The following is a 12,095-nucleotide window of genomic DNA, read 5'->3' as shown; positions in this document are numbered from 1 at the left end:
CTCGGAAATTCGTTCGCGAAACGTGAGTTCGAGTGCAATGCGGGTGTAAAGGGCGGGCAACTCCCAGAGAACTCCCAGAAAGCCCGGAGGCGCCCGACGCGGTTCGCGTCGGGCGCCTCCGGGGCGGGCTGCGCTACTGCTGCTGGCGGAGCATGCCGTCCACCACGCGGGCCGCGGCCTGGCCGTCGTCCAGGTCGCAGTACGCCTCGCGGAACGCCGCGTACTTCTCGGCGTGCTCGGCGGCCACCGCGTCGACCCGGCCCAGCGCGGAGACCAGCTCGGCGGAGGTGGCCAGCAGCGGGCCGGGCGCCTCCGACTCGAAGTCCAGGCTGAAGCCGCGCAGGTTGTCGCGGTAGTGCTCCAGGTCGTGCGTGAAGAACAGGATCGGCTTGCCGGTCGTGGCGAAGTCGAACACCGACGCCGAGTAGTCGGTGACCAGCACGTCGGCGATCAGCAGCAGCTCCGCCATGTCGGGGTAGCTGCCGACGTCCCAGACGTAGCCGTTGCCGGCGTCTGGGACCTGGCCGCACATCACGCTGTGCCGGCGGACCAGCAGCACCTGGTCGTCGCCCAGCGCGGCCTTGGCGGCCTCCAGGTCGATCCGCAGGTCCATCTGGTAGCCGCCGTTCGGGCGGCGCCGGTCCTCGCGGAAGGTCGGTGCGTAGAGCACGACCTTCTTGCCCTCGGGCAGGCCGAGCCGCTCGCGGACCTGCTCGGCCGTCTTCTCCCGGTCGGGGGCGAACAGCAGGTCGTTGCGGGGCGAACCGCTCTCCAGGATCTCGCCCTTGTAGTCGAACGCGCGCCGAAGCACCGGAGCCGACCAGGTGTTCCCGGCGACCAGCAGGCTCCAGTTCGGAACCTCCTTGGCGACGCCCTTCAGGTAGTTGGCGTCGGTGAACCAGACCTTCTCGAAGTCGTAGCCGATCTGCTTCAGCGGGGTGCCGTGCCAGGTCTGGACGACCACCTGGCCGGGGCGGCGGACGAAGAAGTCCGGCAGGTGCGTGCTGGTGACGATGTACTTGGCGGTGGCCAGGGTCTCGAACCACTCCGGGCTCCAGAGCCGCACCGCGCTCGTGGTCTGCGGCAGGTCGGCCTGCATGTCGTCGCTGCCCCAGAGGTGCTCCAGCGGCAGGCCGCGGTGGACCAGCTCCTCGTGGATCGCCCGCGGCGAGTCGGCGTAGAGGCCGCCGAGCGCCACGTTGTAGAGCACGGTGTCGCGCAGCGGGAGCCGGCGCGCGGCCGGGTAGTCCACGGTGCGCAGCTGGCGCTGGCGCCAGCCGCTGCGCTCCTCGGGCAGCAGCGCGTTGTGCGACTCCAGCGAGAGGCCGTCGTAGTGGCGGCGCTCCAGCACGATCCGCTTGCCGCGCGACTCGGTCTCCAGCGGCAGCGCGCCGAAGCAGCCGGGCGCGATCAGCGCGTGCAGCGTGGCCTCGGAGTCGACCGGTGCGCCGACCGGGCGGAAGAAGACGTCCCAGGTGCCCTGGGCGAGCGGCACCCGGCCGGCGAAGGAGGCCGTCGGCACCGAGGGCAGCGTGGTGCGGAAGCGCCCGTCCGCGATCTCGACCGGGTAGACGTGCTCCTCCTCGCGCCAGTTGTGGCGGACCACCAGCTCCCAGCGGTGCGCGCCGGGCAGCGGGAAGGCACCGCTGAGCAGGAAGCCGTCGGCGCCGCGGGGGACGACCTCGTCCACCACCGGCTGCAGCAGCTGGTCGGTGAGCTGCAGGTAGCCGCCGGGGGAGGGCTTGGCGTAGAGCGCGCGGCGCTCCGGGCCGGGGGCCTCCGGGTTGAGCGCGACGTGCAGCTGCTCGGGCGCGTTGCGGTCGTCCCAGGCCACCGGGACGGAGGTGCCGTCGGCGAGCAGCAGGACGGCGTCCCAGCGGTCGCGGGCACGGGTCGGCGCGACCGGGTCGAGCTCCGCCCAGGCCTCGCGGACGGCGGTCAGCTCGGCGGCCGGGACCGAGACGCTGAACGGGCGCAGGGTGCCGACCGGGGCGGCGAGCTCCAGCGGGTACTGCAGGTCGCGGTCGGACTCGACGTGGGTGAGCTTGAGCCGGGCGCCGGCCAGGCTCGCGCCGGTGCGGATCGCGCCGGAGACCTCCACCCGGCCGCCGTGCGCCGAAAGGCCGGTCACCCGGGCCTGCACGGTCTCGACGCGCAGGTAGACGCTGCCGTCGCGGACCCAGGGGACGATCCGGACGTCCGGCTCGACCCAGTGCGCCGGCATGTAGAGCGCGGTGTCGCTCCAGCCCGCCCAGATCCGGCCCTTGTAGACGCCGCCCTTGCCGCCGCCGGCCATCAGGACGCGCCAGTTGCCGTCCTTCCACTGACCGCGCTGCTTGAGCTTCTTCGGGTCGATGGAGGCGGTGAAGCCGGCCCAGTCGCAGTTGTACAGGTCGTGGTGGCAGGTGGCGGTGGCCTCGGGGCTGTACGTGGTCCTGGTCGGGACCGCGACCACGCGACGGCCCTTGGCCTCGCGCAGGATCAGCACCCGGACCATGTCGTGCTTGTTCTCGGCGCCCATCTGCTCCGGGTACGCGTGCCCGGTCAGCTGGAACTTGCCGCCGACCCAGGCCGTCTCGTACAGCCGGCTGCGGATCACCAGCGAGTTGTCCAGCTTGAGGACGCTGGAGGGCACGCTCTTGCGGCCGCCGCGCAGGAACGGGTAGTCGGCGTACGGGCGCAGCAGGCCGCGGGCGGTGACGCCGCCGTTGCTCTCGCCCTCGAACTTGATCTGCTCGACGAACTCGTCGACCCGGCCCTGCAGGGTCAGGTGGTACTTCAGCCGCAGCGGCGCGCGCAGCTTGCGGACCTGCTCCGGGCCGATCGCCCGGAGGAGCCGGCTGACGTTCTTGATGTAGGCGTCCCGGTACTCCTTGTCGCCGTCCACGACGGACCAGAAGAACATCGGGATCTCCTCGACGAGGGTGTTCTCGTCGTAGGTGCGCAGGTACTGCGCGAAGCGCGGGTCGGTCTGCTTCTTCAGCCAGCCGCGGACCAGCTCCACCGAGGTGACGCGGTCGATCAGACCCTTGGGGTTGGTGCGCATCTGCGTGATCGACATCTCGCCGACCTCGCGCTCGCGCCAGTGGTAGATCGGCTCGGAGAGCACGTCCACGCTCTTGGCGAGGTAGTGGTGCGGCACGCTGACCGGGGCGTCCTCGTACAGGATGCCCTCGGGGTACAGCAGGCCGGCCGCGTCGAAGAACGAGCGGCGGTACACCTTGTTCCACGCGGTGCGGTCGGTGACCAGCGACGGGATCTCGGTGATGTGCGTCTTGAGCGCGGTCTTGGCGAACGGCCGGCTGTGGCCGCCCGACTGGTAGTAGCCGACCGCGCGGAACCGCAGCACGTTGCCGGTGGCGAAGTCCGAGCCGGTCTCGTCCAGCGTGTTGATCATCAGCTCGTACGCGCTCGGCGGCATCGAGTCGTCGCTGTCGACGAAGCAGAGGAACTCGCCGTCCGGGTCGATGTGCCGGATGCCGGTGTTGCGGGCCGCGCCGAGGCCCTTGTTCACCTGCCGGACCAGCCGGAACCGGGAGTCCTTGGCCGCGTACGCCTCGGCGAGGGCCGCGCTGCCGTCCTTCGAACCGTCGTCGACCATGACGCACTCGAAGTCTGTGAAGGTCTGGGCGGCGATCGAGTCGAGGCATTCCACGAGGTAGCGCTCGACGTTGTAGATCGGTACGACGATGGAGAGGCGGGGAGCCATCGGCTACGCAGGCCTTTCTTGGGAAGGAGCGTGGCAGCCCGGTCGGGGTCTGGCCGCACTTTTGATCGGTGCGTACGTGCCCGTCGATCCTACCGTCCGGCCTCCGGGCCCCTCCGGGGCCGCCCGGCGCCCGGTGCCGGGGCCCGCGCCGGCCGCCCGCGGACGCGGTGGACCGGCCGGTCGGAGCGGCCACTACTCTGTGCCCCATGCCCCGCTTCAGCGTGATCGTCCCGGTCTACCGGGTTCAGGAGTACCTCCCCGAGTGCCTGGACTCCGTCCTCGGCCAGGGCGGCCCGGACTTCGAACTGATCGCGGTGGACGACCGCTCGCCGGACGGCTGCGGCGCGCTGCTCGACGAGGCCGCCGCACGCGACCCCCGGGTGCGGGTGCTGCACCTGCCGGAGAACGTCGGCCTCGGCCGGGCCCGCAACGCCGGCCTGGAGGTGGCCACCGGCGAGTACGTGATCTTCCTGGACAGCGACGACACGCTGACCCCCGGCCTGCTCAAGGCCGTCGACGCCCGGCTCGCGGCCGGCGGCGACCCGGACGTCCTGGTCTACGACTACGCCCGGACGTACTCCGACGGCCGGACCACCCGGGCCGCCTCGGCGCACGTCTTCGGCGCCGACTCGCCGGACGTCTTCGACCTCGACCGCCGCCCCGACCTGCTGGACCTGCTGCAGGTGGTCTGGAACAAGGCCTACCGCCGCGGCTTCATCGCCGAGCAGGGCCTGACCTTCCCGGCGGGCTACTACGAGGACACCCCCTGGACGTACCCGGCGCTGCTCGCCGCGGCGAGCATCACCCTGCTCGACCAGGTCGGCGTGCACTACCGGCAGCGCCAGGAGGGCGGCAACATCCTGGCCACGGCCAGCCGCAAGCACTTCGACGTCTTCGCCCAGTACGACCTGGTCTTCGCCTTCCTGGACCGCCGCCCCGACCTCGACCGCTGGCGCCCGGTGGTCTACGGGCGGATGCTGCACCACCTCAACACGGTGGTCTCCCGGCCCGGCCGGGTCCCGCCCGGCGACCGCCGCGAGTACTTCCGCCGGGCCGCCGAGCACTGCGCCCGGCTCCGCCCGGCCGGCTACAAGGCACCCGCCGGGGTGGACGGCGTGCGCACCGAGCTGCTCAGCCACGGCCGCTACGGCGCCTACCAGACCGTCCGCGCCCTGGCCAAGGCCCGCCGCCTGCTCAAGCGCTGAGCGCGCTCCGCCCGAAGTGCCGGCGTGCTCCGCCCGAAGCGCCGGGCCTGCTCCGATCCGGTGCGCACCCGGTGTCCAACCGCCCGGGTGCGCGCCGAGCCTGACGGCCGTTCGGGCGACCTGCCGGTATAACCGGTCGGGTGGACTTCCTGACCCGCCTGCCCGTGATCGGCCCGCTCGCGGCGCGGGTACTGCGCAGCCGCCCGTACCGGGTGTACGAGCACTTCACCGCCGCCCGCGGCAACCGGCTGGCCGGAGCGGTCACCTTCTTCGGCTTCCTCGCGCTCTTCCCGCTGCTCACGGTGGCGCTGGCGATCGCGGTCGCGACCCTCTCCGACACCCGGGTCGCCGACCTGGAGAAGCGCATCTCCGAGCAGCTGCCGGGCATCTCCGACGCCCTCAACCTGCCCTCGCTGGTGGCCAACGCGGGCGCCGTCGGTCTGGTCAGCGGCATCCTGCTGCTGCTCTCCGGCCTCGGCTGGGTGGACACCATGCGCACCTCGATCCGGGACGTCTGGCAGCTGCCCGAGGACGGCGGCAACCTGGTACTGCGCAAGGCCTGGGACTGCGTGGTGCTCTTCGGACTGGGCCTGGTCTCGCTGCTCTCGCTGGCCGCCTCGGCCGCCGGGACGACCCTGGCGGGGCGGATCGCCGAGTGGATCGGCCTGGGCACCGGGGGCCCCGGCGGCTACCTGCTGACCGGCGTCGGCCTGCTGATCGCGGTCGCCTCGGACGCGCTGCTCTTCGCCTACCTGCTGGCGCCCTTCCCGCGGATCGGCGGCCAGCACCGGCGGGACGTCCTGCAGGGTGCGCTGATCGGCGCGGTCGGCTTCGAGCTGCTGAAGATCCTGCTCGCCTCCTACCTCGGCTCGGTCGCCGGGAAGAGCCTCTACGGCGCCTTCGGCGTGCCGGTGGCGCTGCTGCTCTGGATCAACTTCGTCTGCCGGCTGCTGATGTACTGCGTCGCCTGGACGGCGACCGCGGACCCGGCCGCCGCCCGCAACCGGGCCCGGGAGCTGGCGCGGGAGCTGGTGGCGGAGGCGGACAAGGGGGAGTACGAGGAGCGGGCGGACACGCCGCGGGCCCGGTCCCGGGAGTGAGACCGGGCCCGCGGGCCGTGACGGCGGTCGCCGCTCGGCCCGGCGCCGGCCGGACCTACTCGGCCGGCCGGCCGGACCGGCGCCGCCACAGCAGCAGCGCCCCGGTGCCGCCCGCCGCCGACGCGAGCGCGACCAGCAGCCGGCCGGCCGGGCCGAGCCCGCCGCCGTCGCCGCCGGAGGCCGTCCGGGCGGCGGCGGGCTGCGGAGTCTGCGGGGGCTGGGCGGCCTGCGCGGACGGCGAGGGGTGCGGTGGCGGGGCGGGGGCCCCGGCGGTGCCGCCCGCCTGCCCGCCGGGCGTCGGCTCCGCGGCCGGCGCCTCGTCCACCAGTCGCCCGACCGGCGTGACCTTGTCGGCCGCGGCGAACCCCCAGTCCAGCAGCGCCGCGGTCTCGTCGTAGACCTTCTGGTACGTGGACGGGTGCATCACCGTCACCAGCAGGGTGCGGCCGTCCCGTTCGGCGGCGCCGACGAAGGTGGAGCCGGCCTCGGTGGTGAAACCGTTCTTCACGCCGATCAGGCCCGGGTACTTGCCGAGCAGCCGGTCCGTGTTGGCGATGCCGAAGCTGCCGCGCTGGCCGGTGTTCCTGTCCACCGCACCGGGGAACAGCGCGTCCCGGGTGGCGCAGTACATCCGGAAGTCGGGGTTGCGCAGCCCGGCCCTGGCGAACAGCGTGAGGTCGTAGGCCGAGGAGAGCTGGCCCTCCATGTCGTAGCCGTCCGGCGAGACGACCCTTGTGTCCTTCGCCTGCAACGCCTCCGCGCGGGCCTGCATCTCGGCGACGGTCTGCTGGATGCCGCCGTTCATGTGCGCCAGGACGTGCACGGCGTCGTTGCCGGAGCTGAGGAAGACCCCGCGCCAGAGGTCCTCGACCTTGTAGTCGAGGTCCTCCTTGATGCCGACCAGGCTGCTGCCGGGGCCGATGCCCTGGATCTCCGCGTCCGCGACCCGGTGCACGGCGTTGCGGTCGAACTTGGGCAGCACGGTGTCCGCGAAGAGGATCTTCAGCGTGCTGGCGGGCGCCAGCCGCAGATGCGGGTTGCTGGCCGCCAGCACCTCCCCTGACGCGGCGTCGGCGACTATCCAGGAGCGCCCGGTGAGGTCCCGCGGCAGCGCCGGCGCGCCTGCCTGCGGGTCCACCTGGACACCGGAGAGCCCCATCCGCTCACCGCCGATGGCGGTCTGCGGGGGCGGCGGGGAGTGCGGGGCCGCGACGGCCGCCGGGGTGGCGAGGAGGACCGGAAGGGCCGTGAGGCACCCGGCGATCAGCTGTGCGAGCTTAGGGCGTGTGAGCACCAGCAGACCGTACCCAGTCGGGGCCCCGGTCGTCCGCCACTCCGGGCCCGTCCTCCGCAGGAGGGGGCTGCGGTACGCCGAACGGCCCCCCGCGCATACTGGGGGGACACGCCTTCTTCACGTCACCGCCCGTTGAGGACCTCATGAAGCTCAGCCGTCGCACGTCCTGGTTCCTGACCGCCTTCGGCGTCTGGTCCATGATCATTTGGACCACCTTCGTCAAGAACCTGTGGAAGGACTCGGGCGGCCAGGCCTTCACCAACGGCGACCACGCGCAGCCCACCGCCTTCTTCTGGGTGCACCTCCTGCTCGCGGTGACGTCCTTCGTCCTCGGCATCGGGATCGGCGCCATCGGCATCCGCGGCCTCCGCGCCACCCGACGCACCCCGGCCGTCGACTGACCGGTCAAACCCGGTTGCCGGTCGGCGGGCCCACTGGCAAGATCCACACCGTTTGAGCAGAGGTCGAACCTTTCTTCGACTCCCAAGGGGTGGGTACTTTCATGAAGCCTGCGAACCTGCGCCGGTTGGGCGCCGCGGCGACCGCGGCGATGGCCGCCGGCCTGCTGGCGGCTCCGTCCGCCGCGGCCGAGACCGGCCTGCGGGTCACCGCGACGACGGCGTCCCCGCAGCCGCGGACCGTCTCCACGGGCGCCGTCACGGACGCCTGCGACCCGACCACCACACCCGGCTGGATCGGGCGCACCGTCGACGGCCCGTTCCTCGACGCGACGGTCGCCGCCGACAGCACCAGCGGCCTCTCGGCCCGCTTCGCCGTCTGGGACGCGACCACCGGCGCCGACACGGCCGTCTTCAGCGGCATCGCCCCGGCGGTGGCCGGCCAGGCCCGGATCACCGTCCCGGGCCTGACGGACGGCCACGGCTACACCTGGCAGGCCCGCGCCCTCCAGGGCCACAAGATCTCCCCGGCGTCCGCGGACTGCCACTTCCGGGTGGACCTCACCAGCGCCACGCCGACCGTCACCTCCACGGACTTCCCGCCCGTCGGCTCCGGCCAGAAGCCGACCAAGTACGCGGGCGAGACCGCCACCTTCGTCATCGCCGGCACCGACCCGGTGCCGGCGGGCGGCGGCGAGGCCTCGGGCATCGCGTGCTACCGGTACGCCCTGAACGACCACAGCGCCGTCTACAGCGGCTGCGCCGGCCCCACCGTGCAGCCCGGCCCGGACGGTACCGCCACGCTGGCCCTCAAGGTGCCGCAGTGGGGCAGCAACACCCTCTACGTCGAGGCCGTGGACAACGCGGGCAACGTCAGCCAGGCCTTCGCGTACAACTTCTACGCCCCGTCCAACCCCAACCCGCCGAGCACGCTCGGCGACGTGGACGCGGACGGGGTCGCGGACATCCTGCTTCCGGACACCCAGGGGAATCTGCAATACATCAGCGTGTCGGCGAGCGAGGCCGTGCCTCACTCGGCCGTCGAGGCGAGGCGTGCCCCGAACGACCAGCGGAACTGGGGGGCGCTGCAGATCGCCCACCGCGGCTGGGACCCGGGCGCCCACGCGCCGTCGATGGACGACGTGTTCATCCACCAGCCGGGCAGCGGCTGGATGAACCTCTACCGCAACTTCGACTACGGGGCGTTCCAGGGCGGGATGACGGGGGCCAACCGGCCGAAGGAGTGCCAGGACACCACCGGCGCCACGGCCCCGTGCCCGGCGGACTACACGAGCAACTGGTCGAAGGTCGACCAGATGGTCGCACTCGGACCGCTGAGCAGCAACCCCTCCCCGTCCCTGGTCACGATGGAGGGCGGCAACCTCTGGCTGTACTCCGGCAACTTCTCCTTCTTCTTCGGGTCGAAGGCTCGCAAGCTCACCACCACCGGCGTCTGGAACGGCTACGACCTGATCGCCCCCGGTGCGGACGCCGCCGGGAACCTGGCGCTGTGGGCGCGGGAGCGGGCCACCGGGGCGCTGCACGCGTACGCGATCCCGAGGCGGGCCGACGGCACCTTCGACTTCTCCGCCCTCGCCGACCCGTCCTCGGGCGTGGTCGCGACGGGGTTCACCGTGGAGGCCTACCCGACGCTCGGCAGCTCGGGTGACGGGGACGGCGACGGCACGCCGGACCTGTGGGCCGTCACGGCGGACCGGCACCTGCTGACCTACCAGGGCTTCACCACCCCGAAGGACCTCGGCGTCCTGCGCTGAGCCGGGACGCACGAGGGCCCCGTCCGATCGGCGGATCGGACGGGGCCCTCGTCGTGTCAGGCCGGGATCAGAAGCGGCGGGTGACCAGCGCCCGCTTCACTTCCTGGATCGCCTTGGTGACCTCGATGCCACGCGGGCAGGCCTCCGAGCAGTTGAAGGTGGTCCGGCAGCGCCAGACACCCTCGCGGTCGTTCAGGACCTCCAGCCGCTGCTCCGCACCCTCGTCGCGCGAGTCGAAGATGAAGCGGTGCGCGTTGACGATCGCGGCCGGGCCGAAGTACTGGCCGTCGTTCCAGAAGACCGGGCAGGACGACGTGCACGCGGCGCACAGGATGCACTTGGTGGTGTCGTCGAAGCGCTCGCGGTCCTCGGCGGACTGCAGGCGCTCGCGGGTCGGGTCGTTCCCCTTGGTGATGAGGAACGGCATGACGTCCTTGTACGCCTGGAAGAACGGGTCCATGTCCACGACCAGGTCCTTGAGGACCGTCAGGCCCTTGATGGCCTCGATCGTGATCGGCTTCTCCGGGTTGACGTCCTTGATCAGGGTCTTGCACGCCAGCCGGTTGCGGCCGTTGATCCGCATGGCGTCGGAGCCGCAGATGCCGTGCGCGCAGGAACGGCGGTAGGTGAGGGTGCCGTCCTGCTCCCACTTGATCTTGTTGAGCGCGTCCAGGACGCGCTCCTTCGGGTCCATCTCCAGCTGGTAGTCGACCCACACCGGGTCCGGGTGCTCCTCCGGGTTGAACCGGCGGATCCGGAAGGTGACGGTGATCAGCTGGACGGCACCCGCCTCGGCCGCGTCCAGAGCGGCCGAGTGCTTCTCCACGGTCGGAGTGCTCATCAGTACTTACGCTCCATCGGCTGGTAGCGGGTCGTGACGACCGGCTTGTAGTCGAGGCGGATGGAGGTGGTGCCGTCCTCGGCAACCTCCTGGTACGCCATGGTGTGCTGCATGAACTTCACGTCGTCACGCGTCGGGAAGTCCTCGCGGTAGTGGCCGCCACGGGACTCCTCGCGGGCGAGCGCGGAGACCGCCAGCACCTCGGCCAGGTCGAGCAGGTTGCCCAGCTCGACGGCCTCCAGCAGGTCCGTGTTGTAACGGAAGCCCTTGTCCTGGATCGCGACGTTCTTGTAGCGCTCCTTCAGCGCGGCGATGTCCTCGACCGCCTGCTTCAGGGTGGCGCCGGTGCGGTACACCATCGCGTTGGCGTCCATGGTCTCCTGCAGCTCCTTGCGGATCTGCGCCACGGACTCGGTGCCGGTGGACTCGCGCAGGCCGTCGACCAGGGCCTCTACCTTCTCGGCCGGGTTCTCGGGCAGCTCGACGAAGTCGTTCGCGTTGGCGAAGTCGGCGGCGGCGATGCCCGCGCGACGGCCGAACACGTTGATGTCCAGCAGCGAGTTGGTGCCCAGGCGGTTGGCGCCGTGCACGGACACGCAGGCGACCTCGCCGGCCGCGTACAGGCCCGGGACGATGTCGGTGTTGTTGCGCAGGACCTCACCCTCGACGTTGGTCGGGATGCCGCCCATGGCGTAGTGCGCGGTGGGCTGGATCGGGATCGGGTCCGTGTAGGGCTCGATGCCGAGGTAGGTGCGCGCGAACTCGGTGATGTCCGGCAGCTTGGCGTCCAGCTGCTCCGGCGGCAGGTGGGTGAGGTCCAGGTAGACGTGGTCGCCGTCCGGACCGCAGCCGCGACCCTCGCGGATCTCGGTGTAGATCGCGCGGGAGCAGACGTCACGGGACGCGAGGTCCTTCATGACGGGGGCGTAGCGCTCCATGAAGCGCTCGCCGTCCTTGTTGCGCAGGATGCCGCCCTCGCCGCGGGCGCCCTCGGTGAGCAGGATGCCCATGCGCCAGATGCCCGTCGGGTGGAACTGGAAGAACTCCATGTCCTCCAGCGGCAGGCCGCGGCGGTAGACCAGGGCCTGGCCGTCACCGGTGAGGGTGTGGGCGTTGGAGGAGACCTTGAAGAACTTGCCGGTGCCGCCGGAGGCGAACACGACCGACTTGGCCTGGAAGACGTGGATCTCGCCGGTGGCCAGCTCGTAGGCCACGACGCCGGCCGTCTTGCCGTCGTTGATCAGCAGGTCCAGGACGTAGAACTCGTTGAAGAACTCGACGCCGTGCTTGACGCAGTTCTGGAACAGCGTCTGGAGGATCATGTGGCCGGTGCGGTCGGCCGCGTAGCAGGAACGGCGGACCGGGGCCTCGCCGTGGTTGCGGGAGTGGCCGCCGAAGCGGCGCTGGTCGATCCGGCCCTGCTCGGTGCGGGAGAAGGGCAGGCCCATCTTCTCCAGGTCGAGGACGGCGTCGATGGCCTCCTTGCACATGATCTCGGCGGCGTCCTGGTCGACCAGGTAGTCACCACCCTTGACCGTGTCGAAGGTGTGCCACTCCCAGTTGTCCTCCTCGACGTTGGCGAGGGCGGCGCACATGCCGCCCTGGGCCGCGCCGGTGTGGGACCGGGTCGGGTACAGCTTGGTGAGCACCGCGGTGCGGGTGCGCTGGGTCGACTCGATGGCCGCGCGCATGCCGGCGCCACCGGCCCCGACGATGACGGTGTCGTACTGGTGAATCTGCATGGGGTTCTAACTCGCCTCTGGCCTCTGCCGA

General features: G+C 71.6%; 8 protein-coding genes. 4 read left to right on the top strand and 4 right to left on the bottom strand.

The genetic code is table 11. The features are described 5' to 3' along the window. Positions 1–133 precede the first annotated feature (133 nt). A complete protein-coding gene (locus RMN57_RS16385; RefSeq protein WP_313764128.1) occupies positions 134–3,709 on the bottom strand; it encodes a CDP-glycerol glycerophosphotransferase family protein in 3,576 nt (1,191 codons plus the stop codon). A gap of 206 nt (positions 3,710–3,915) precedes the next feature. On the opposite strand from RMN57_RS16385, the gene RMN57_RS16380 reads away from it, so the two are divergent. Together RMN57_RS16380 and RMN57_RS16375 are read left to right on the top strand one after the other, a co-directional pair. Continuing rightward, complete coding sequence (locus tag RMN57_RS16380) at positions 3,916–4,914, top strand: glycosyltransferase family 2 protein (RefSeq protein WP_313764127.1); 999 nt, start codon at positions 3,916–3,918, stop codon at positions 4,912–4,914. Between the two features lie 140 nt (positions 4,915–5,054). Continuing rightward, the gene (locus RMN57_RS16375) at positions 5,055–6,014 is read left to right on the top strand and encodes a YihY/virulence factor BrkB family protein (RefSeq protein WP_313764126.1); all 960 of its coding nucleotides are present in this window, start codon (positions 5,055–5,057) and stop codon (positions 6,012–6,014) included. 55 nt (positions 6,015–6,069) lie between these two features. Here the strand turns inward: RMN57_RS16375 and RMN57_RS16370 are convergent, their stop codons facing one another. Then, positions 6,070–7,308 carry a D-alanyl-D-alanine carboxypeptidase gene (locus RMN57_RS16370; protein ID WP_313764125.1) on the bottom strand — a complete coding sequence of 413 codons (1,239 nt, stop codon included), beginning with the start codon at positions 7,306–7,308 and terminating at the stop codon, positions 6,070–6,072. Between the two features lie 143 nt (positions 7,309–7,451). Between RMN57_RS16370 and RMN57_RS16365 the strand changes: the two genes are divergently transcribed. Together RMN57_RS16365 and RMN57_RS16360 are read left to right on the top strand one after the other, a co-directional pair. After that, the gene (locus RMN57_RS16365; RefSeq protein WP_313764124.1) at positions 7,452–7,709 is read left to right on the top strand and encodes an SCO4848 family membrane protein; all 258 of its coding nucleotides are present in this window, start codon (positions 7,452–7,454) and stop codon (positions 7,707–7,709) included. A 101-nt stretch (positions 7,710–7,810) separates the two neighbouring features. Further along, positions 7,811–9,481: a hypothetical protein gene (locus tag RMN57_RS16360; protein ID WP_313764123.1), complete on the top strand. Its 1,671-nt coding sequence runs from the start codon at positions 7,811–7,813 to the stop codon at positions 9,479–9,481. Between the two features lie 67 nt (positions 9,482–9,548). Here the strand turns inward: RMN57_RS16360 and RMN57_RS16355 are convergent, their stop codons facing one another. Both RMN57_RS16355 and sdhA read right to left on the bottom strand, forming a co-directional pair. Beyond that, positions 9,549–10,322: a succinate dehydrogenase iron-sulfur subunit gene (locus RMN57_RS16355; protein WP_313764122.1), complete on the bottom strand. Its 774-nt coding sequence runs from the start codon at positions 10,320–10,322 to the stop codon at positions 9,549–9,551. Next, complete coding sequence (gene sdhA / locus RMN57_RS16350) at positions 10,322–12,064, bottom strand: succinate dehydrogenase flavoprotein subunit (protein WP_313764121.1); 1,743 nt, start codon at positions 12,062–12,064, stop codon at positions 10,322–10,324. The genes RMN57_RS16355 and sdhA overlap by 1 nt, the downstream gene beginning before the upstream one ends. Between the last annotated feature and the right edge of the window lie 31 nt (positions 12,065–12,095).

Source organism: Kitasatospora sp. CM 4170, from assembly GCF_032110285.1.
Classification (GTDB): Bacteria; Actinomycetota; Actinomycetes; order Streptomycetales; family Streptomycetaceae; genus Kitasatospora; species Kitasatospora aburaviensis.
The sequence above is the reverse complement of the archived record's forward strand: the minus strand, read 5'-3'. Positions and strand labels throughout refer to the sequence as shown.

Excerpts from the sequence above, each read along its gene's own strand:
- RMN57_RS16355 (WP_313764122.1), bottom strand. The coding sequence starts at position 10,322 with ATGAGCACTCCGACCGTGGAGAAGCACTCGGCCGCTCTGGACGCGGCC.
- RMN57_RS16385 (WP_313764128.1), bottom strand. The coding sequence starts at position 3,709 with ATGGCTCCCCGCCTCTCCATCGTCGTACCGATCTACAACGTCGAGCGC.
- RMN57_RS16380 (WP_313764127.1), top strand. The coding sequence starts at position 3,916 with ATGCCCCGCTTCAGCGTGATCGTCCCGGTCTACCGGGTTCAGGAGTAC.
- RMN57_RS16365 (WP_313764124.1), top strand. The coding sequence starts at position 7,452 with ATGAAGCTCAGCCGTCGCACGTCCTGGTTCCTGACCGCCTTCGGCGTC.
- RMN57_RS16360 (WP_313764123.1), top strand. The coding sequence starts at position 7,811 with ATGAAGCCTGCGAACCTGCGCCGGTTGGGCGCCGCGGCGACCGCGGCG.
- sdhA (WP_313764121.1), bottom strand. The coding sequence starts at position 12,064 with ATGCAGATTCACCAGTACGACACCGTCATCGTCGGGGCCGGTGGCGCC.